This is a genomic window from Martinezella sp. CNPSo 3964 (genome assembly GCF_057784375.1).
This window is the reverse complement of the sequence record NZ_JBXSOW010000014.1, coordinates 1-19276: the sequence shown is the minus strand read 5'-3', so window position 1 is coordinate 19276 and position 19276 is coordinate 1. Positions and strand designations below refer to the sequence as shown.

At 59.9% G+C, this 19276-nt stretch carries 22 protein-coding genes, 1 pseudogene and 1 riboswitch; of the genes and pseudogenes, 14 read left to right on the top strand and 9 right to left on the bottom strand.

Annotation, left to right across the window (positions count from 1 at the left end; genetic code table 11):
* Positions 1–9: 9 nt before the first annotated feature.
* The 6 genes from sufD to AC13Q5_RS30315 all read left to right on the top strand — a co-directional run bounded on the left by sufD (position 10) and on the right by AC13Q5_RS30315 (position 4901).
* Positions 10–1284 carry a Fe-S cluster assembly protein SufD gene (sufD, locus tag AC13Q5_RS30340; RefSeq protein WP_488504204.1) on the top strand — a complete coding sequence of 425 codons (1275 nt, stop codon included), beginning with the start codon at positions 10–12 and terminating at the stop codon, positions 1282–1284.
* Between the two features lie 15 nt (positions 1285–1299).
* On the top strand, positions 1300–2541 hold the full coding sequence (locus tag AC13Q5_RS30335) for a cysteine desulfurase (protein WP_488504203.1): 1242 nt from the start codon (positions 1300–1302) through the stop codon (positions 2539–2541).
* Between the two features lie 11 nt (positions 2542–2552).
* Positions 2553–2933: an SUF system Fe-S cluster assembly protein gene (locus AC13Q5_RS30330; RefSeq protein ID WP_075850603.1), complete on the top strand. Its 381-nt coding sequence runs from the start codon at positions 2553–2555 to the stop codon at positions 2931–2933.
* Positions 2934–3009: 76 nt separating this feature from the next.
* Positions 3010–3399: a Fe-S cluster assembly scaffold SufA gene (gene sufA / locus AC13Q5_RS30325; protein ID WP_457881163.1), complete on the top strand. Its 390-nt coding sequence runs from the start codon at positions 3010–3012 to the stop codon at positions 3397–3399.
* 34 nt (positions 3400–3433) lie between these two features.
* A complete protein-coding gene (locus AC13Q5_RS30320; RefSeq protein ID WP_488504202.1) occupies positions 3434–4039 on the top strand; it encodes a hypothetical protein in 606 nt (201 codons plus the stop codon).
* A gap of 169 nt (positions 4040–4208) precedes the next feature.
* A complete protein-coding gene (locus tag AC13Q5_RS30315) occupies positions 4209–4901 on the top strand; it encodes a ZIP family metal transporter (protein ID WP_457881165.1) in 693 nt (230 codons plus the stop codon).
* A 19-nt stretch (positions 4902–4920) separates the two neighbouring features.
* On the opposite strand, the gene AC13Q5_RS30310 is transcribed toward AC13Q5_RS30315, so the two are convergent.
* The 5 genes from AC13Q5_RS30310 to gcvT form a co-directional block, all read right to left on the bottom strand.
* Positions 4921–5187 (bottom strand): addiction module antidote protein, encoded by a 267-nt coding sequence (locus AC13Q5_RS30310; protein WP_075850599.1) that lies wholly within the window; start codon positions 5185–5187, stop codon positions 4921–4923.
* Position 5188: 1 nt separating this feature from the next.
* Positions 5189–5809: an alpha/beta hydrolase gene (locus tag AC13Q5_RS30305; RefSeq protein WP_488504201.1), complete on the bottom strand. Its 621-nt coding sequence runs from the start codon at positions 5807–5809 to the stop codon at positions 5189–5191.
* A gap of 146 nt (positions 5810–5955) precedes the next feature.
* On the bottom strand, positions 5956–8820 hold the full coding sequence (gene gcvP, locus AC13Q5_RS30300) for an aminomethyl-transferring glycine dehydrogenase (protein WP_075850597.1): 2865 nt from the start codon (positions 8818–8820) through the stop codon (positions 5956–5958).
* Complete coding sequence (gene gcvH, locus AC13Q5_RS30295) at positions 8820–9182, bottom strand: glycine cleavage system protein GcvH (protein ID WP_075850596.1); 363 nt, start codon at positions 9180–9182, stop codon at positions 8820–8822. The genes gcvP and gcvH overlap by 1 nt, the downstream gene beginning before the upstream one ends.
* 25 nt (positions 9183–9207) lie before the next feature.
* Positions 9208–10344, bottom strand: a complete 1137-nt coding sequence (gene gcvT, locus AC13Q5_RS30290; RefSeq protein ID WP_488504200.1) for a glycine cleavage system aminomethyltransferase GcvT — start codon at positions 10342–10344, stop codon at positions 9208–9210.
* Between the two features lie 148 nt (positions 10345–10492).
* A riboswitch (glycine riboswitch) is annotated at positions 10493–10580 on the bottom strand.
* Positions 10581–10748: 168 nt separating this feature from the next.
* Here gcvT and AC13Q5_RS30285 point away from each other — a divergent pair.
* From AC13Q5_RS30285 to AC13Q5_RS30250, 8 genes are all read left to right on the top strand, one after another.
* Positions 10749–11282, top strand: a complete 534-nt coding sequence (locus AC13Q5_RS30285) for a copper chaperone PCu(A)C (protein WP_488504199.1) — start codon at positions 10749–10751, stop codon at positions 11280–11282.
* 185 nt (positions 11283–11467) lie between these two features.
* Entirely contained in the window at positions 11468–12466 is a 999-nt protein-coding gene (locus AC13Q5_RS30280) for an RluA family pseudouridine synthase (protein WP_075850593.1), read from the top strand.
* A complete protein-coding gene (locus tag AC13Q5_RS30275; protein ID WP_075850592.1) occupies positions 12463–13116 on the top strand; it encodes an HAD-IA family hydrolase in 654 nt (217 codons plus the stop codon). The genes AC13Q5_RS30280 and AC13Q5_RS30275 overlap by 4 nt, the downstream gene beginning before the upstream one ends.
* Before the next feature lie 9 nt (positions 13117–13125).
* Positions 13126–13911, top strand: a complete 786-nt coding sequence (locus tag AC13Q5_RS30270) for an ATP12 family chaperone protein (RefSeq protein ID WP_488504198.1) — start codon at positions 13126–13128, stop codon at positions 13909–13911.
* Between the two features lie 69 nt (positions 13912–13980).
* A complete protein-coding gene (locus AC13Q5_RS30265; RefSeq protein ID WP_075850590.1) occupies positions 13981–14451 on the top strand; it encodes a hypothetical protein in 471 nt (156 codons plus the stop codon).
* A gap of 44 nt (positions 14452–14495) precedes the next feature.
* Entirely contained in the window at positions 14496–16028 is a 1533-nt protein-coding gene (locus AC13Q5_RS30260) for an acyl-CoA carboxylase subunit beta (RefSeq protein WP_488504197.1), read from the top strand.
* A gap of 123 nt (positions 16029–16151) precedes the next feature.
* The gene (locus AC13Q5_RS30255; protein ID WP_075850588.1) at positions 16152–16544 is read left to right on the top strand and encodes a DoxX family protein; all 393 of its coding nucleotides are present in this window, start codon (positions 16152–16154) and stop codon (positions 16542–16544) included.
* Between the two features lie 137 nt (positions 16545–16681).
* The gene (locus tag AC13Q5_RS30250; RefSeq protein ID WP_075850587.1) at positions 16682–17068 is read left to right on the top strand and encodes a DoxX family protein; all 387 of its coding nucleotides are present in this window, start codon (positions 16682–16684) and stop codon (positions 17066–17068) included.
* Positions 17069–17179: 111 nt separating this feature from the next.
* Here the strand turns inward: AC13Q5_RS30250 and sugE are convergent, their stop codons facing one another.
* From sugE to AC13Q5_RS30230, 4 genes and pseudogenes are all read right to left on the bottom strand, one after another.
* Positions 17180–17494 carry a quaternary ammonium compound efflux SMR transporter SugE gene (sugE, locus tag AC13Q5_RS30245; RefSeq protein ID WP_075850586.1) on the bottom strand — a complete coding sequence of 105 codons (315 nt, stop codon included), beginning with the start codon at positions 17492–17494 and terminating at the stop codon, positions 17180–17182.
* 134 nt (positions 17495–17628) lie between these two features.
* Positions 17629–18465 carry an S-formylglutathione hydrolase gene (gene fghA / locus AC13Q5_RS30240; protein ID WP_488504196.1) on the bottom strand — a complete coding sequence of 279 codons (837 nt, stop codon included), beginning with the start codon at positions 18463–18465 and terminating at the stop codon, positions 17629–17631.
* Between the two features lie 118 nt (positions 18466–18583).
* Complete coding sequence (locus tag AC13Q5_RS30235) at positions 18584–19024, bottom strand: YaiI/YqxD family protein (RefSeq protein ID WP_075850584.1); 441 nt, start codon at positions 19022–19024, stop codon at positions 18584–18586.
* A gap of 74 nt (positions 19025–19098) precedes the next feature.
* Positions 19099–19276: pseudogene (locus tag AC13Q5_RS30230) on the bottom strand (S-(hydroxymethyl)glutathione dehydrogenase); the annotation flags it as partial.

Genomic DNA, 19276 nt, shown 5'->3' with positions numbered 1-19276 from the left:
GACACGTCGATGAATATTCAGACGACGAACCGCCTGACATCAGCCGAAACGGCGCTGATCGAGGCGTATAACGACCAGATGGGCGATCTGCCCGGTGATGGCGAAGTTTTCGCCGTCCGCGATCGCCTGCTGGACGAATTGAAGACTGCCGGCCTGCCGACGCGCCGCGTCGAGGCCTGGCACTATACCGATTTCAAGAACCTGCTGCGTCTGGTGCCGAGCGATATCGGTAAGGGGCTGGTAGAGGCTCTCCCGGCAACGGTCGAAGGCTCTCCCGTTCTCGCGGTTCTTCAGGGCAAGGCAAGCGAGAAGGCCGCCGTCAAGGCTTTGACGGTCGGACGCTACGCTGACAGCCTGATCAACGGCACGGCTGCTGCCGGCCTCGAAGCTCTTGGTAAGGATGACGCGATCGGCCGCATCAATGCAAGCTTTGTGCGTGACGGTTATGTCATCGATTTCCCTGATGGCACCGAACTCGAAGCGCCACTGGAAGTGCAGTTCATCCATGCCGGTGGCCAGATTCACAGCCGCCTGCCTGTCTCCTTTGGCGCTGACGTCAAGGCGACCTTCATCGAGCGTCATCAGGCGGTTGAAGGCGCAGCTGCACTGGTTTCCTCTGTCAGCGAAGTGAAGATCGGCAAGGGTTCTGAAATCACCTGGATCGTCCTGCAGGAGCAGGGCAGCGAAGACACCCATCTCGGCCAGCTTCGCATCGATCTTGGAGAAGATGCCAAGCTAAGGCTGTTCGTTATCAATGCCGGCGGCAAGCTCGTGCGTCAGGAGCTCTACATCAAGGTGGTGGGCGAAGGCGCCGATTTGACGCTTCGCGGCATCAATCTGCTCGGCGGCGATACCCATACCGACGTGACGATGGTGCTCGGTCATGACGTTCCGAACACCGGTTCCACGGAAGTTATCCGTAACGTGGTGTTTGATCGCGCCCGCGGCGTCTTTCAGGGTATGATCCGGGTCGCTCCGGATGCGCAGAAGACCGACGCGAAGATGGCGTGCAACACGCTGCTGATGTCCGACGATGCCGAGTTCTCGGTGAAGCCCGAGCTCGAAATCTTCGCCGACGACGTTCAGTGCGGCCATGGCGCCACTGTCGCCGATATCGACAAGAACCATCTCTACTATCTGATGGCGCGCGGCATTCCCGAGAACAAGGCTCGTGCCATGCTGGTCAATGCCTTCGTGGCCGAGATCGTCGAGGAACTGGAAGACGAAGCCCTGGTCGAGGCGCTGGAAGGCGTTATCTCCGCCTGGCTGGAAAAGCACGCCTGATTGGAGGCAAAGCTCGTGGACAAGATCGTGCCGGCAACGGCCTATAACGTCGAAGCCATTCGCCGGGATTTCCCGATCCTGGCGAAAACGGTGCATGGCAAGCCGCTGGTCTATCTCGACAATGGCGCCTCCGCGCAGAAGCCGCAGGTCGTCATCGATGCCATCTCGCATGCTTATTCCAACGAATATGCGAATGTGCATCGCGGCTTGCACTTCCTGTCCAATGCAGCGACGGAAGCCTATGAAGCGGCGCGCGAGAAGGTTCGTCGCTTCCTGAACGCGCCGTCGGTCGACGATATCGTCTTCACCAAGAACTCGACCGAGGCGATCAACACGGTCGCCTACGGCTGGGGTATGCCGAAGATTGGTGAGGGTGATGAGATCGTCGTCTCGATCATGGAGCATCACTCCAACATCGTTCCCTGGCATTTCATCCGGGAGCGGCAGGGCGCTAAGCTGGTCTGGGTACCCGTCGACGACGAGGGCGCGTTCCATATCGAGGAATTCGAGAAGAGCCTGACGGAGCGCACCAAACTTGTCGCCATTACGCATATGTCGAATGCGCTCGGAACGGTCGTTCCGGTAAAGGAAGTCTGCCGTATCGCGCATGAGCGCGGCATTCCCGTCCTGATCGACGGCTCGCAGGGTGCAGTGCATATGCCCGTCGACGTGCAGGATATCGATTGCGACTGGTACGTCATGACCGGTCACAAGCTCTATGGCCCCTCGGGCATCGGCGTTCTCTACGGCAAGAAGGAGCGGCTTGCGGAGATGCGGCCGTTCCAGGGCGGCGGCGAGATGATTTTCGACGTCACCGAGGAAAACGTCACCTACAATGAGCCGCCGCACCGCTTCGAAGCCGGTACGCCGCCGATCGTGCAGGCGATCGGCCTTGGTTACGCGCTCGACTATATGGACAGCATTGGTCGCGAAGCGATTGCCCGTCATGAGGCCGACCTTGCCGCCTATGCGGCGGAACGGCTGCGCGATATCAATTCGCTGCGCGTCATCGGCACGGCGCCGGGCAAGGGCGGCATTTTCTCCTTCGAGCTTGCGGGAATACACTCCCACGACGTCTCTATGGTGATCGACCGGCAGGGTGTCGCCGTTCGCGCCGGCACCCATTGCGCCCAGCCGCTCTTGAAACGCTTCGGCGTCACCTCCACATGCCGAGCATCGTTCGGCATGTACAATACGCGCGCCGAGGTGGATGCCTTGGCTGACGCACTGGAATATGCACGGAAATTCTTTGCCTGAGGAGGCAAGTGATGTCACTCGACGAAAGCGAACAGAAGATCGACGCGCGCGAAGGGATCGTGCACTCCAGCATCCCCGAGGATGAGCTGGCGCGCCTCAGCGACGACATCATCTCAGCGCTGAAAACGGTATACGACCCGGAAATTCCCGCTGATATCTTCGAACTCGGCCTGGTCTACAAGATCGATATCGAAGACGACCGCATGGTGAAGATCGTTATGACGCTGACCGCGCCCGGTTGCCCGGTTGCCGGCGAAATGCCCGGCTGGGTCGAAAATGCGGTTGGCGCCGTCGAAGGTGTGTCCGGTGTCGACGTCAGCATGACCTTCGATCCGCCCTGGACGCCGGATCGCATGTCGGAAGAAGCGCAGGTTGCCGTCGGCTGGTATTGAAGCTTTAGGCCGCCGGCTTTACATTGAGACTCGAAGCGCCGGATCTTGACCCCGGTTGCGGAAGGAGAATGAGCCCATGGGCTTTGCAGTCATGAGCATGACGGATGCGGCAGCAGCACGCGTCAAGGCGATCGTTGAAAATTCCGGCCCCGATGCCAAGGGCGTTCGGGTTGGCATCAAGAAGGGCGGCTGTGCGGGGATGGAATATACCATCAACCTGGTGACCGAGCCGAATGCGAAAGATGACCTGATCGAGCGCGATGGCGCCAAGGTCTGGGTGGAGCCGTCTGCGGTACTTTATCTGCTCGGCACCGAAATGGGCTTCGAAACGACGACCTTGCGCTCCGGTTTCATCTTCACCAATCCGAACCAGACATCGGCCTGTGGCTGTGGCGAATCCGTCGAATTGAAGCCCGCCGATCTCGCCGCACTGGCGGCTCAGCGCCAATCCGCGCAAGCCATATGACGGGCAGGCGCCGTTTGTTATCTCAGGATGCGGGATGATCACACGGCGCTCCGTGCTGATTCTGCCGGTGGTGGCGTTGCTGTCAGCACAGAGCGGCAGCGAGGTGACGCTTCCTGCGGACGGTGATTTTCCGGCCTCTCTTCCCTTCAGAATTGTCCCGATAACTGGCGGTTCGGATACAGAAACACTCGCCTTGATGGCTCGCTATGGCGAGGGGCAGGACCAAACAAAATTCCTCATTGAAATTCAGGGTCCGCGGAAAGAGGACGGCAGCGTCGATCTTGATACTCCGGTAAGCTTCTCGCATGGCGAATTTCGTCATGTTACGAGTTCCCGCCCGGCACAGTTTTTCGAACGGCTGGCCAATGCTTTGGCCGCGGATTCTCCAACCTTTTCAGCAGCGAAGCAGGAAACACTACCATTTGACATAGCATTTCTCGGCCCTCCGGCCACGCGCCTTCCTAGCGGCGGTTTTGGTGGAGCGGCGGGAAACTGGTACGCCACCAAGCTCTTTCTTGCCGAGGGCGCAGCTGAAGTCTATTTCAACTTCAATTTGGAATCCGGCGAGGCCGAGTTCAGCATCAAGGACGAGGACTACGGCAATATCGTCTTATCCGAATTGTCCAAGGTGATCTGGTAGCTGTCGATTGCTTAGGGTCGGGGTGCTCAGTCCGCTTGGAGCCGACTTAGCCGTATTTCACCTCGCTGCATTTCGTGCTTTGATCGACGCGTGCCGAGGATATCACTGCTATCTCCTCGGCTGACCGGCTCGCCGGTGAAAATCGACACGGCGCGCGAGGGGGAATTCTATGGCGGCTGCGGCATGGGTTTACACCTTGATCCCTGCGACTGCGGCCATTGCGGGTGCCGCCGTTGCCGTGAACACGCGGCCGGGGCCTAATCTTGTCAGCGCAATCCAGCATTTTGCCGCCGGTGTGGTCTTTGCCGCCGCCGCTGGCGAGATCCTGCCCGATGTCATGCACAGAGGTTCTCCCTTGGCGACCGTCATCGGCGGCGCGATCGGCGTCATCGTCATGCTGCTGGTCAAGCAACTGGAAAACTGGGCCAAAGGACCGGTTGGCCTTCTCGCGGCGATTGGTATCGATATTCTGATCGATGGCCTTGTGCTCGGCATCGGCTTTGCAGCCGGCCCGAAGGTAGGCCTGCTGCTGACGATCGCGCTGACGATCGAAGTGCTGTTCCTGGGCCTGACGGTCGCGAACGAGCTTGGCGAGAGCGTTCGCTCTCGAGCCAGGATCGTCGCCATTACGGCAGCGCTTGCACTGCTGCTGCCGATCGGCGCTTTGCTGGGAACACCGATCGCGTCGTTGCCCGACCCGATTCTGACCGGCTTCTTCGCGTTCGGGCTGATTGCGCTCCTCTATCTCGTCACCGAAGAACTGCTGGTCGAAGCTCATGAAACACCCGATCGCCCTTGGGTGACAGCCATGTTCTTTACCGGCTTTCTCGTACTGCTTCTGCTCGAAGAGGCGATCGGTTAGCGACGCTTCGAGGCGAGACTTAGCTTGCGGCCGATACCGGCGTCAGCTTGAGGCCGAGCGCTCTGACGACTTTCAGGATCGTGGCGAATTCCGGATTTCCGTCACCGCTCAGTGCACGATAGAGCGCCGAACGGTTCATGCCGACATCCTTGGCGAGCTTGCTCATGTTGCGCGTGCGGGCAACTTCGCCTAATGCCCTGGCGATCGAGGCGGGGTCGTCCGTGGCGAATGCGGCCGCGATATAGCTGTCGGGATTGTCGGTGCTCAGGGAAATCTCCTGATTCATGTCATAAGCCTTTCCGTATGAGCCAGTCGCGGATGATGCCGATGTCGTCTTGATTGACGTCGTGACCGGTTGCCAGCACATGCGCGCTGACATCCGCACCGGCGTTTGCAAATTGATTTTTCAAGATATCGGCATCGCCGGGTTCGCGTCGCTGATCGTGCTCGGCGGACACGATCAGGATCGGCAAAGCTGCCAGCGATGGAAAGCGTGCGTCCAGTGCCGGCGAGAGTGGCCGCATCAAAATGGCGGCGGCGGCCAGGCGGGGCCGGCGCAAAAGAATGGATGCCGCCATGATCGCGCCATTCGAAAAGCCAACCAGCACGGGGGTCCGCTTGAGCGTCCCTTGCTCCAGAGCCGTTTCGATGAAATCACAGAGTTCATCCGTGCGGCTTATGAGATCCGCATGATCCAGGCTTCGATCCGGATTGCGGCGAAAGAAGGCAAATCCGCCCTCCCAGCCGATGGCACCTCGCAGGGCGATATAGGGATGCTGCGGCGCAGCCGAATCGGCAAGAGGAACAAGCGCGGCCTCATTCATGCCGCTCCCATGCAGGAGAAGCAGCGGCGCGGAAGCACGTTCCGTTCGCCCGGCGACGAAGTGAAGTTCCGGTTGCTCCGGCATGAATCTGAATTCCAGGGCCCCACTGTGGCGTCATGAAAACGCCGCGCATCCTTTCGGACACGCGGCGTTTTCATAGACAAGTTTCACAATAGATTTATGTCTGTTTCCAGCGAAGCGACTGAACCGCTTCGCTTTTTTGCAAAACTCTATTCTGCGGCCTCGGCATAGGATTCGAGCGGCGGGCAGGTGCAGATGAGGTTGCGGTCGCCATAGACGTTGTCGATGCGATTGACCGGAGACCAGTACTTGTCGACGCGGAAAGCACCGGGCGGGAAGCAGGCCTGTTCGCGCGAATAGGGGCGATCCCATTCGCCGACAAGGTCTTCCACCGTATGCGGAGCGTTCTTCAGCGGGTTGTTGGTCTTGTCCATCCGGCCGTCCTCGATGGCACGGGCCTCCTCGCGGATCGCCAGCATTGCCTCGCAGAAGCGATCAAGCTCGGCCTTCGTTTCCGATTCGGTCGGCTCGATCATCAGCGTTCCGGCGACCGGCCAGCTCATGGTCGGCGCGTGGAAGCCGCAATCGATCAGGCGCTTGGCGACATCGTCGACCGTCACGCCGGCACTAGCGACCAGCGGGCGGGTATCGATGATGCACTCATGCGCGACGCGTCCGTCCTTGGACTTGTAGAGCACGTCATAGGCACCCTTCAGCCGCGCGGCGATGTAGTTGGCGTTGAGGATCGCCACCTTCGTCGCCTGCGTCAGGCCTTCGCCACCCATCATCAGGCAGTAGCTCCAGGAGATCGGCAGGATGGAGGCCGAACCGAAGGCTGCCGCCGAGACCGCACCGCTGCGGCCGTCCGTTTCCGGATGACCGGGCAGGTGAGGTGCAAGATGCGCCTTGACGCCGATCGGACCCATGCCGGGACCGCCGCCGCCATGCGGAATGCAGAAGGTCTTGTGCAGGTTCAGGTGGCTGACGTCGGAGCCGATATCGCCTGGACGCGAGAGGCCGACCATGGCGTTCATGTTCGCGCCATCGAGATAGACCTGACCGCCATGCTTGTGCACGAGATCGCAGATCTCCTTTACCGTCTCCTCGAAGACGCCATGCGTCGAAGGGTAGGTGATCATGCAGCAGGAGAGGTTGTCGGCATATTGCTCTGTCTTGGCGCGGAAATCGGCCATGTCGATATCGCCGTCGTCGCTGACCTTGACGACCACGACCTTCATGCCGGCCATCTGAGCCGAGGCAGGGTTGGTGCCGTGCGCGGAGGTCGGGATGAGGCAGATGTCGCGGTGCCCCTGGCCATTGGCAATGTGGTAGTTGCGGATGGTCAGGAGGCCGGCATATTCGCCCTGCGCACCGGAGTTCGGCTGCATGGAGAAGGCGTCATAGCCCGTCACGGCGCAGAGCTTCTCCGTCAGGTCGTCGATCATTTCGCGGTAGCCGAGCGCCTGATCGGCCGGAACGAAAGGATGGATGTCGGAAAATTCCGGCCAGGTGATCGGCAGCATTTCCGCCGTCGCGTTCAGCTTCATGGTGCAGGAGCCGAGCGGGATCATAGAGCGGTCGAGCGCCAGGTCGCGATCCGAGAGACGACGGATATAGCGCGTCATCTCGCTTTCGGCGCGGTTCATGTGGAAGATCGGATGCGTCAGGTATTCGCTGGTGCGCAGCAGGCTCTTCGGCAGGCGGTAGGACGGTTCGAAATCGGCGATGCGGAAATCGCCACCGAATGCACGCCACACCGCTTCCACCGTCGCCGGGCGCGTGCGCTCGTCGAGGCTGATGCCGATTTTCGTTTCACCGACCTTGCGCAGGTTCACGCCTTCCGCGACGGCCGCGCGCAGGATGAGACCCTGCATGTGGCCGACCTCGACGGTGATCGTGTCGAAGAAGGTTTCCGGCTCGACGGTGTAGCCGAGCTTTTCCAGGCCCTTGGCCATCAGAACAGCCTTCTGATGGACCTGCTGGGCAATGGCCTTCAGGCCCTGCGGACCGTGGAAGACCGCATACATGGAGGCCATGACGGCGAGCAGCACCTGCGCGGTACAGATGTTCGACGTCGCCTTTTCGCGGCGGATATGCTGCTCGCGGGTCTGCAGCGACAGGCGATAGGCGCGATTGCCGCGTGCATCGACCGAAACGCCGACGAGACGGCCCGGCATGGAGCGCTTGTAGTCGTCCTTGACGGCCATATAGGCGGCGTGCGGGCCGCCATATCCGACGGGAACGCCGAAGCGCTGCGAGGAGCCGATGGCAATATCCGCGCCCATTTCGCCGGGGGATTTCAGCAGGGTCAGGGCCAGGAGATCGGCAGCCATGATGGCGATGGCGCCCGTCTGGTGCAGGCGTGCGATCAGGCCGCTGAAGTCGTTGATGTGACCGTGCGTGCCCGGATACTGGAAGATCGCGCCGAAGACATCGACGGGATCAAGATCCGTAAAGGGATTGCCGACGATGACGCTCCAGCCGAGCGGCTCGGCGCGGGTCTTGATGAGCGCGATGGTCTGCGGATGGCAGGCGGAATCGACGAAGAAGGCTTTCGCCTTCGACTTGGCGACGCGTTCCGCCATCGCCATACCTTCGGCTGCTGCCGTTGCTTCATCGAGCAGCGAGGCGTTGGCGACATCGAGGCCGGTCAAGTCGCTGATCATCGTCTGGTAGTTGAGCAGCGCCTCGAGGCGGCCCTGGCTGATTTCCGGCTGGTACGGCGTGTAGGCTGTGTACCAGGCCGGGTTTTCCAGGATGTTGCGCTGGATGACCGGCGGCGTGATGGTGCCGTAATAACCCTGACCGATCAGCGAGACGAGAACCTTGTTCTTGTTGGCTGTCTCGCGCAGGCGGTCGAGCGCCTCTCGCTCCGTCATCGCTGCGCCCCAGGCAAGCGGCGCCTTCTGGCGGATTGCCGGTGGCAGCGTTGCGTCGATCAGACCATCAAGGCTCTTGTAGCCGATCGCCTTGAGCATATCGGCCATCTCCGACGGAGACGGACCGATATGCCGGCGATTGGCGAAATCGTATGGCTGGTAGTCGGTGAACGTGAATTCCGTAGGCGTCGTCATTATCCGATCAGCTCCTTGTAACCGGATTCATCAAGAAGACCATCTAGATCGCTGACATTCTTCAGCTTGAGCTTGAAGAACCAACCGTCACCCATCGGGTCGGAATTGACGAGGGCCGGATCGGCGGTGATGGCTTCGTTGACTTCAGTGATCTCTCCGTCGAGCGGACAATAGACTTCGGAGGCTGCCTTGACGGATTCGACGGTTGCCGCGTCGCCACCCTTGGAGAAGCTGGCGCCGACTTCAGGCAGTTCGACGAAAACGAGATCGCCGAGTTGCTCGGCGGCATGCGCCGTGATGCCGACCGTTGCGATATCGCCTTCGACCTTCAGCCACTCATGTTCTTCGGTGAATTTCAGCATGGGTAATCCTCTCTGGAAAAGACGTTCAACGTTTGTAGGTGGGCTTGATGAAAGGCAGGGTGCTGACGACGACGGGCAGATACTTGCCGCGCACTTCAGCGTAAACAGTGGTGCCGGGCGCCGTGAAATCGGTTGGCACATAGCCCATGGCGACCGGGGATTCGACGCTCGGACCGAAACCGCCAGAGGTGACTTCGCCGATTTCGGTCTTGCCTTCGGCATCGGCATAAAGCTTCGAGTGACCGCGCACCGGCGCCTTGCCCTCGGGCTTCAGGCCGACGCGGCGGCGCGAAGTGCCGCCATCGAGCTCGCCGAGAATGCGAGCTGCTCCCGGAAAGCCGCCGGCGCGGGCGCCGCCCGTCTTGCGGGCTTTCTGAATGGCCCATTCGAGCGCGCCTTCGATCGGCGTCGTCGTCTGGTCGATGTCGTTGCCATAGAGGCAGAGGCCGGCTTCGAGGCGCAGCGAGTCACGGGCGCCGAGGCCGATCGGCTGGACATCCGGATGCTCGAGCAGCCGCTTGGCGATATCCTCGGCCTTGTCTGCCGGTACGGAGATTTCGAAACCGTCCTCGCCGCTATAGCCGGAGCGCGAAACGAGGCAGGAAACGTCATGGAGGCGACAATGGCGCACGTCCATAAATTTCATGTAGGCGATATCGGCCCAGAGTTCCGCGAGGACGTCAACGGCGCGCGGTCCCTGAAGCGCGATGAGGGCTCGATCAAGTAAGGTCACTTCGCAGCTATCGCCGATATGGTCTTGAAGATGCTTAAAATCCTGCTCCTTGCAGGCGGCATTGACGACGACGAAGAGATAGTCGTCCATATGGGTAATCATCAGGTCGTCGAGGATGCCGCCCTTGTCGTCGGTGAAAAAGCCGTAGCGCTGGCGGCCTTCGGCGAGACCGAGGATGTCGACCGGCACGAGGCTTTCGAGGGCTAGCGCCGCATCCTCATATTTGCCGGAGCGGGCGCGGATCGTCACCTGACCCATATGCGACACGTCGAACAGTCCGGCGGAGGATCGAGTCCAGAGATGTTCCTTCAGCACGCCGGGCGCATATTGCACGGGCATGTCATAGCCTGCGAAAGGCACCATGCGGGCACCGAGCGACACATGCAGGGCATGAAGGGGGGTGGTCTTGAGGGCAGCGGTCTCGTCCAAATGACGCCTCCGGGTTTTGCGCTCGTTTCAAAGCGCAGAGCTCACAATTTCGGCGCGGTTGCGCCTGACGATGAGCCCCCTCTGTCTGTTTGCCTGAGATTGTTATCCCTTCGGCGAACGCTTGCGCGCTTCTCTCCAGAGTTCCGTCTGCCCCTTGCTGGTCCTTTGGCCTGAGAGTTTCCGGGGCGGTTGCTCCTTCGGCACCGGCTTACGCCGGATTCTCCCAACAGGGTTGAGTGCCATTATCCGGTCCCGGGCAGAGATGGCAAGGGGCAAATGTCGCCGCTGAACAAATTTTTGTCGCGCCGATCAATCCTGCGTTTCCTAATGATTACGGGCCTTTGCAACAGGGATGGGAGAGGCTATCCCTTCTGCTCGATCGAGGAGCCGGGCAGGAGATGAACATGAACCGCAACTACGCCGCCGCATTGCTGATTTCGATTGGCGCTTTTTCGCTTCCGCTCAATGAAGTGATGGCCGAGGACAGTGGCGCGATGAAATCCATACCCGGGATGCACATGGATGCCGGTGCGGCACCTGCTGGCTCTGCGTCTGCCAAGCTTGGTGATCTCGATATCAGCGGCGGTTATGTTCGCGCCATGCTTCCCGGCCAGCCGGTCGGCGGCGGTTACATCACCATCCACAATACGGGCAAGACGGACGACAAGCTCACCTCCGTAACCTCGTCGTCCGCAGGCAAGGTGGAGCTGCATGAGATGAAGATGGAGGGCGAGATCATGAAGATGCGCGAGATCAAGGGGGGTATCGCCATCCCCGCCGGCGCAACCGTGACGCTCGCGCCGAGTACGATGCACATGATGTTCAAGCAGGTGAAGACGCCCTTCAAGCAGGGCGGTACGGTGCCCGTGATGCTGATGTTCAACAAGGCAGGCATGGTCGACGTCAATCTACCCGTCGTCTCGGCCAAGGGAAACTGAGCCAGAAAATTATCCTGCCGTATAATTCCGGTTTCCACTTTTCGTCGAAATGCTCTAAAGCCACGTCAAAAGGCCGGGAAACCTCCGGCCACGGGGCCGATCGTCCCGTCGTTTGAATTCGCATGATCCCGCCGAACAAGATTTGGAATTTCCCGGGACATGTTGCGGTGTTTGAAAGAAGAAGAATGGCCGGGATTGAACATATACAGGTCGAGCCTGATGAAGCGGGCATGCGTCTCGACCGCTGGTTCAAGGTGCATTTTCCGGGGCTTGGCTTCGGTCAGCTGCAGAAGTTGCTGCGTTCGGGCCAGGTGCGCGTCGATGGTGGCCGTGTCAAGACGGATGCGCGCGTACAGCCGGGACAGATCGTGCGCGTGCCGCCTCTCGATGTCGATGCCAAGGCCCTGAAGAGCGGCCCGATCGCCGGTAACGACCTTAAACATGGTGGCGATGCCGAGCTTCTAGCGCGCATGCTGCTTCATGAAGACGATAAGGTCTATGTGCTGAACAAGCCGGCCGGCCTCGCCGTGCAGGGCGGCTCCGGCCTTACCCGCCATATCGACAAGATGCTCGAGGCATGGACAAGCAAGAAGGGTGAAAAGCCCCGTCTGGTGCATCGTCTCGACCGTGACACGTCCGGTGTGCTCGTGGTCGCGCGCACTCGTGGCGCCGCACAGAAGCTGACGGCGGCGTTTCGCGAGCGCGATACCAAGAAGACCTATTGGTCGCTGGTCAAGGGCGTGCCGCGCAAGCACGAGGACAAGATCTCGACCTGGCTGGTGAAAGAGGCTACGGCCGATGGTGATCGCATGCGTATCGCCAAGCATGGCGAGGAGGGCGCCGATCACGCGATCTCCTACTATCGTGTGCTCGAAACCGCTGCGCAGAGCCTCGCCTGGCTGGAGATGGAACCCTATACCGGCCGTACGCATCAGTTGCGCGTTCATGCGCTGCACATGGGCCATCCGATCATCGGCGATCCCAAATATTTCGATGACGATCCTAACTGGGATTTTCCCGGCGGTGTCCAGAAGCGTCTGCATCTGCACGCGCGGCATATCGATATTCCGCATCCGAGTGGCGGACGCCTGCGCGTTACCGCGCCTCTGCCGCCGCATATGGTGCAGACCTGGAACCTTCTCGGCTTTGATATGGAATCGGCGGGGGAGCCGGACGACGAATGAAGCTGGTCCTTTTCGATTGCGATGGTACGCTGGTCGACAGCGTGCGGCTGATCCATGAGGTGATGGCACGGACTTTCGTGGCTTTTGGCTACAAGCGTCCTGATGTTTCCGCCACCAAATCGATCATCGGCCTCACGCTCGATATCGCCATTGCCCGCATGCAGGGCAAGCCGCATGTCGATGACGAAGCGATTGCCATGACGGCGCATTACAAGTCGATCTTTCCTGAAGTTCGCGACGAGGCGGATATGCAGACGCCGCTTTTCGACGGCATCAAGTCGCTGATCGAGACGCTTGCCGCGCGTGACGAGTTGCTGCTCGGTGCCGTCACGGGCAAGTCCCGCCGTGGGTTGACCCATATTCTTGCCGTCAACGAGTTCACGCCCTATTTCATCGTCTCGCGTACCGCCGATGATTGCCCGTCGAAGCCGCATCCGGCGATGGTGACGGAATGCTGCGATGAGACCGGCATGGATCCGCATGATACGATCGTGATCGGTGATGCCATCTACGACATGCAGATGGCGAAGGCGGCAGGTGCGACCGCCATCGGCGTCGCCTGGGGCTATGCCTCCGTGGAAGAGCTCCTGGCTGCCGGTGCAGACGCGATAGCCCACCATCCGAACGACTTGTTGAGCCATATTCTCTGAGGTGACGCCATGCGCGACCTGTTGAACGATCTTTCCGAAGGTCTCAGCCATCCCGATCCGATCCGCCGCGCGCAGATCCAGATGAAGAAGCCTTTGCCGAAGCGCTTCTACAAGGATGTGACGATCAGCGCGGACGAGGGCGGCCATGCCATCGCGCTTGACGGCAAGGTGGTGAAGACGCCGGCCAGGCGCTCCCTGGCGCTGCCGACAGAAGCGCTCGCCAAGCTGGTGGCCGCTGAATGGGCACGGCAGGTCGATGTCATCGATCCCGCGACCATGCCGGTGACGCGCCTCGTCAACACGGCCATTGACGGTGTTGCGACGGAAAGTCAGGCTGTGTTCGACGAAATCGTCCGCTTCTCCGGCAGCGATTTGCTCTGCTATCGCGCCGACGGTCCTGAGCGGCTCGTCGAGCGGCAGTCGGAGCGCTGGAATCCGGTGATCGAATGGGCGGCTCGCGATTTCGGCGCCCGCTTCATCCTGGCGGAAGGTGTCATGCACCAGGAACAACCCGGTGAAGCCATTGCGGCCTTCGCCGCTGCTTTGCGCAAATTTGACACGCCGATGGAACTTGCGAGCCTTCACACGATCACGACACTGACCGGCTCAGCGATCCTGGCGCTCGCTTTTGCCAAAGGCTTCCTGCCGCTTGCCGACGTCTGGTCGCTCGCCCATCTCGACGAGGATTGGACCATCGAGCATTGGGGCAGTGACGAAGAGGCCGAGCGGCGCCGTGCACAGCGTTTTGAGGAGTTTCAGGCCGCGACTGACGTTTTTTCTGCGCTTCGCAGTTGAATATTGTTGATTTCCAGTCCTTTATGTCGATCTGCATATCTTGCAAATTCGAAAGTCGGGACAGGGATCATGTTGTTGTTGAGGCCGAGAGCCGTACCGGCGCTCGTGGGATGTTTGGCACTGGCCGCGTGCTCGAGCTGGTCCGTCGATCCTCCGCCTCCAACATATGCCGTGCGAAGTGCAACCGTCGTAGCCGATCAGGCTTTGCCGCCAGTGTCGCCGGCGTTGGTCGCAGCCGTCAACGATCGCGTCAACGCTGCGATCGCTGCAACAAGCTTTGCTCCGCAATTGCCACAGGTTGTCATCACCGTCAGGCTGACCGACGTGCGCAAGGCACGCGGCTTCAATCGCGACCGCAGCAGTGCCAAGATCAATATCGATGCCGCTGCGGCTGATGGCGGCGCCGTGGTTGCCATGGCATCCTTCGAGACCAGAACTGTTGCTCCCGATCCCGCTACCGCGGACGAGCTGATGGCGGAAGATATCGCCGCGCGGGTTCGCTCCATCTTTTCGCTGAACACGCCGCGGCTCGCCAACTAAGCCTGCGTCGTGCTAAGCCCAAGCGATGAAGGAGAGAGGACCGCATGAAGGAAATTCTGCAGGAACTGGAACGTCGTCGCGAGATCGCAAGGCTGGGCGGCGGGCAGGCGCGCATTGACGCGCAGCATGCACGCGGCAAGCTGACGGCGCGCGAGCGCATCGACATCTTCCTCGATGAGGGCTCTTTCGAGGAATTCGACATGTTCGTCGAGCATCGCTCGACCGATTTCGGCATGGACAAGAGCAAGATCGCCGGCGATGGCGTTGTGACTGGCTGGGGTACGGTCAACGGGCGCACCGTTTTCGTTTTTGCCAAGGATTTCACGGTCTTTGGTGGATCTCTTTCGGAAACACATGCGGAAAAGATCACCAAAGTACAGGATATGGCGCTGAAGAACCGGGCGCCGATCATCGGGATCTATGATGCCGGCGGTGCCCGCATTCAGGAGGGCGTCGCAGCGCTTGGCGGCTATGCCGAGGTGTTCCAGCGCAATGTGCTTGCCTCGGGCGTCATTCCGCAGATCTCCATCATCATGGGACCTTGTGCCGGCGGCGACGTCTATTCGCCTGCGATGACCGATTTCATCTTTATGGTGCGGGACACCTCCTACATGTTCGTCACCGGGCCGGATGTGGTGAAGACCGTCACCAACGAGACCGTGACATCCGAACAGCTCGGTGGCGCCTCGGTGCATACGACGAAATCCTCGATCGCCGATGCCGCCTATGACAATGATGTCGATACGCTCCTGCAGGTGCGCCGTCTCATCGATTTCCTGCCGCAGTCGAACACCGCGACCGTGCCCGAGATCGAGTGCTATCAGTCGGTGACCGAGGCTGACAATTCGCTCGATACGCTGATCCCGGCCAATGCCAACAAGCCCTACGACATCAAGGAACTGATCCTGAAGGTGGCGGACGAGGGTGATTTCTTCGAGATTCAGGAGAGTTTCGCCAAGAACATCGTCTGTGGATTCGGCCGCATCGAGGGGGCGACGGTCGGCTTCGTTGCTAATCAGCCAATGGTGCTGGCCGGCGTTCTCGACAGCGACGCCTCGCGGAAGGCCGCACGCTTCGTGCGCTTCTGCGATTGCTTCAATATCCCGATCATAACCTTTGTCGATGTGCCTGGCTTCCTGCCGGGGACGGCGCAGGAATATGGCGGGCTGATCAAGCATGGCGCCAAGCTCCTCTTCGCCTATGCCGAGGCGACCGTGCCGAAGTTGACGGTCATTACTCGCAAGGCCTTCGGCGGCGCCTATGACGTGATGGCCTCGAAACATCTGCGCGGCGATCTCAACTATGCCTGGCCGACGGCACAGATTGCCGTCATGGGTGCCAAGGGTGCGGTCGAGATCATCTTCCGCAAGGATATCGCCGATCCGGAAAAGATTGCGGCCCATACGAAGATGTACGAGGATCGTTTCCTGTCACCGTTCGTTGCCGCAGAGCGCGGCTATATTGACGAAGTGATCATGCCGCACTCGACCCGCCGGCGGTTGGCACAGGGCCTCAGGATGCTGCGCAACAAGGACCTGACCAATCCCTGGAAGAAGCACGACAACATCCCGTTGTGAGCATGTGACAACAAGTCACGGATTTGACACGGAAAATTGATTGAGCGTCAGAATCCGTGTTTTCACGTTCGTGCCCGTGCGCTCTATTGCTTCCTCGTGGGGGAGTTAAAACTGGAGTTTAACATGGCGCTTTCCGATCGGCTGAATCAATATCAGCCCTATGCTCTTACCGTATTGCGTGTCGTCACTGGTGTATTGTTCATCGAACATGGCTTGCAGAAGCTGCTCGGCTTTCCGGCTGGCGGTCAATTTCCAAGCCCATTGCCGACCCTGATTCTGGTTCAGGGTATCATCGAAATCGTTGGCGGATTGGCGACGATCGTCGGCTTCTTTACCCGTCCGGTCGCGTTCATCCTTTGCGGCAACATGGCGGTTGCCTATTTCATGGCGCATTATCCGAAGAATTTCTTCCCGGCCAACAATGGCGGTGACGCAGCGATCCTTTATTGCTTCATCTTCCTGTTCCTGATCTTCGCAGGCCCGGGCCTGCTGGCGATCGACAACAACAAGAAGTAACCAGCCTCTTCGTCGGGCTCGGCTGATCGCCGGGTCCGGCGAATAAATTCGCCTCTCGCGTGTTCACTCCGTTGTCAGCGAAGCGAGAGCACTTTTGACAGGATCTCCTTCGCATCCCCTATCGAACGGAGATCCTCATGTCATTTTCCGAGCGCTTGTCGCCCTATCAGCCTGCCTCCCAAGCAATCCTGCGAATCATGGCCGCGTTGCTGTTCATCGAGCATGGCACGCAAAAGGTTTTCGGCTTTCCACCGGCACCTTACGCAATCACGACGCTGTTCTTCGTGGCAGGAATAATAGAGCTTGTCGGCGGCACACTTGTCCTGCTTGGGCTCTTCACCCGGCCGATCGCCTTTCTCCTGAGCGGCGAAATGGCGATCGCCTATTTCATGGTGCATATGCCGATCAATTTTTTCCCGGCCAACAATGAGGGAGATGGAGCCATCCTGTTCTGCTTCATCTTCCTGTTTCTGGTATTTGCCGGACCGGGAAGCTGGGCGCTGGACAACCGCCAGCGCCGATGATCGACTCGCTCAGAGCTTTCCCGCTTTTCCTTGCATCGCGGAAAAGCTCTATCTTATTGTTCCCTTACGCATTCCGGACGGAAAACCGCTACGCACTTTTCCTGGAAGTGCTCAGGCGACGAATTTGAGGCCGGCAATGCCTGCCACGATCAAGCCGATGCAAAACAGGCGGACCAATGTCGCGGGATCGCCGAGCAACCATATGCCAAGCAGAACAGTGCCGACGGTGCCAATCCCGGTCCAGACCGCATAGGCCGTGCCCATCGGCAGGGTCTTTACGGCCAAGCCAAGCAGCGTGATGCTGATGATCATGGATATCACGGTCAAAACCGTCGGTGTCAGCCGCGTGAAGCCGTCGGTATATTTCAGACCGACGGCCCAACCGATTTCAAACAAGCCTGCGAGGAAAAGCAGGAACCAAGCCATTTTACGCTCCTTTGTTAAGAGCGAGGCCGTCCCCGCGATGCCTACGGCCGGTTTTGGGCGCCAGCCGCCGCAGTCGTCTGCGTGTTTCCTATATGCCTTTGCCGTCTGCCTATTTCAAGACGATCGCACTACCTTTACTTTTCCAGGCGTTCGGCATGCCACTTCAGGTGATCGTCCATGAAGGTGGAGATGAAGTAGTAGGAGTGGTCGTAGCGCTCGTGCATGCGCAGCGTGAGACCGATATCCGTGCCTTTGATCGCCTCTTCGAACAACCAGGGGCGCAGGCCGTTTTCGAGAAAGCTGTCGGCTTTGCCCTGGTCGATCAGGAATTCGGGGAAGCGAGCTCCGTCCTCGACGAGCGCACAGGCGTCATAGCGGCGCCAAGCGGCCTTGTCGCTGCCCAAATATTTCTCCAGCGCCGGGGCGGACCAATCGGCTGTTGATGGCTGGACGATCGGGGCAAAGGCTGAGCAGCTCTTGAAGCGGTCGGGGTTCTTCAGCGCGACCGTCATGGCACCGTGGCCGCCCATGGAATGGCCGAAGATGCCCTGGCGGCTCATGTCGGCGCGGAATTGCCTTGATATGAGGGCCGGCAGTTCTTCCGTGATGTAGCTGTACATATGATAGTTTTCGGCCCAAGGCGTCTCGGTGGCGTTGAGATAGAAGCCGGCGCCTTTGCCCATCTGCCAGTTGGTCAGCTCGTCCGGCACGTCATTGCCGCGCGGGCTGGTGTCCGGGCAAACGATGATCAAGCCGAGTTCGGCGGCCATGCGGCGATACTCGCCCTTTTCCATGACGTTTGCATGGGTGCATGTGAGGCCGGAGAGATACCAGAGGACCGGGCGAGGCTCCTTGATCGCTTGCGGCGGCACGAAGACGGCAAAGGTCATCTCGCATTTGCAGGCCTCGGATTCATGCGAGAAGACGCCCTGCATGCCGCCGAAGGCGGTATTCTGGGAAATGATGTTCACGGCTGGCCTCCAGGCGTTTGATTGGCTTCAGAGCTTGATGGCCTTTCTTCGAAGCGCTCAAGCTCTGGGGTTTTGATTTTGCATGATCTTATCCAAAAACCGCTGAGCAGTTTTTGGATCATGCTCTGGCACGCCGGCAAAGCCGGTCGAAGGTTTCGAGGAAGGCGGAGCGGTCGCGCGGCGAGAAGGCGGCATTGTAGCCCTTGCTTTCGCCGGTTTCGCGAAGATGTGCGCCGAGATCGCGCATGGCGGTTGCCATGCCGATATTCGTCTTGTCGAAGATGCGCCCAGTTGGTCCCGTCACCAGCGCTCCAGTGGCAACGCAACGGCCGGCAAGCGGTACATCGGCGGTGACGACGATGTCGCCGGCGCCGGCATGCTCGGCGATCCAGTTGTCGGCAGCGTCGAAGGCGTTGGAGACGATGACGTTGTGCACCATCGGGTCTCGCGACGGCCGCAGTCCCGAATTGGCGACGAAGGTCACCTCGATGCCGTGGCGTTCGGCAACCTTCAGGATTTCCGGCTTAACCGGGCAGGCGTCGGCGTCGACATAAATCATGATATCAAATCTTTTCAGCTATATGCGGCGCATTCCTCACGCGCCGCATACGTTTCTTTCCGTGACTTTGAACCTCAATACAGCACGACGCTTCGGATGCTTTCGCCGGAGTGCATGAGCTCGAAGCCCTTGTTGATGTCTTCAAGCGGCATGGTGTGGGTGATCATCGGATCGATCTGGATCTTGCCCTCCATGTACCAGTCGACGATCTTCGGAACGTCGGTGCGGCCGCGGGCGCCGCCGAAGGCCGTG

What these genes read in the sequence shown, in the direction of transcription:
- sufD (WP_488504204.1), top strand. Translation starts at nt 10, where the DNA reads ATGAATATTCAGACGACGAACCGCCTGACATCAGCCGAAACGGCGCTG.
- AC13Q5_RS30330 (WP_075850603.1), top strand. Translation starts at nt 2,553, where the DNA reads ATGTCACTCGACGAAAGCGAACAGAAGATCGACGCGCGCGAAGGGATC.
- sufA (WP_457881163.1), top strand. Translation starts at nt 3,010, where the DNA reads ATGGGCTTTGCAGTCATGAGCATGACGGATGCGGCAGCAGCACGCGTC.
- AC13Q5_RS30320 (WP_488504202.1), top strand. Translation starts at nt 3,434, where the DNA reads ATGATCACACGGCGCTCCGTGCTGATTCTGCCGGTGGTGGCGTTGCTG.
- AC13Q5_RS30315 (WP_457881165.1), top strand. Translation starts at nt 4,209, where the DNA reads ATGGCGGCTGCGGCATGGGTTTACACCTTGATCCCTGCGACTGCGGCC.
- AC13Q5_RS30310 (WP_075850599.1), bottom strand. Translation starts at nt 5,187, where the DNA reads ATGAATCAGGAGATTTCCCTGAGCACCGACAATCCCGACAGCTATATC.
- AC13Q5_RS30305 (WP_488504201.1), bottom strand. Translation starts at nt 5,809, where the DNA reads ATGCCGGAGCAACCGGAACTTCACTTCGTCGCCGGGCGAACGGAACGT.
- gcvP (WP_075850597.1), bottom strand. Translation starts at nt 8,820, where the DNA reads ATGACGACGCCTACGGAATTCACGTTCACCGACTACCAGCCATACGAT.
- gcvH (WP_075850596.1), bottom strand. Translation starts at nt 9,182, where the DNA reads ATGCTGAAATTCACCGAAGAACATGAGTGGCTGAAGGTCGAAGGCGAT.
- AC13Q5_RS30285 (WP_488504199.1), top strand. Translation starts at nt 10,749, where the DNA reads ATGAACCGCAACTACGCCGCCGCATTGCTGATTTCGATTGGCGCTTTT.
- AC13Q5_RS30280 (WP_075850593.1), top strand. Translation starts at nt 11,468, where the DNA reads ATGGCCGGGATTGAACATATACAGGTCGAGCCTGATGAAGCGGGCATG.
- AC13Q5_RS30275 (WP_075850592.1), top strand. Translation starts at nt 12,463, where the DNA reads ATGAAGCTGGTCCTTTTCGATTGCGATGGTACGCTGGTCGACAGCGTG.
- AC13Q5_RS30270 (WP_488504198.1), top strand. Translation starts at nt 13,126, where the DNA reads ATGCGCGACCTGTTGAACGATCTTTCCGAAGGTCTCAGCCATCCCGAT.
- AC13Q5_RS30265 (WP_075850590.1), top strand. Translation starts at nt 13,981, where the DNA reads ATGTTGTTGTTGAGGCCGAGAGCCGTACCGGCGCTCGTGGGATGTTTG.
- AC13Q5_RS30260 (WP_488504197.1), top strand. Translation starts at nt 14,496, where the DNA reads ATGAAGGAAATTCTGCAGGAACTGGAACGTCGTCGCGAGATCGCAAGG.
- AC13Q5_RS30255 (WP_075850588.1), top strand. Translation starts at nt 16,152, where the DNA reads ATGGCGCTTTCCGATCGGCTGAATCAATATCAGCCCTATGCTCTTACC.
- AC13Q5_RS30250 (WP_075850587.1), top strand. Translation starts at nt 16,682, where the DNA reads ATGTCATTTTCCGAGCGCTTGTCGCCCTATCAGCCTGCCTCCCAAGCA.
- sugE (WP_075850586.1), bottom strand. Translation starts at nt 17,494, where the DNA reads ATGGCTTGGTTCCTGCTTTTCCTCGCAGGCTTGTTTGAAATCGGTTGG.
- AC13Q5_RS30235 (WP_075850584.1), bottom strand. Translation starts at nt 19,024, where the DNA reads ATGATTTATGTCGACGCCGACGCCTGCCCGGTTAAGCCGGAAATCCTG.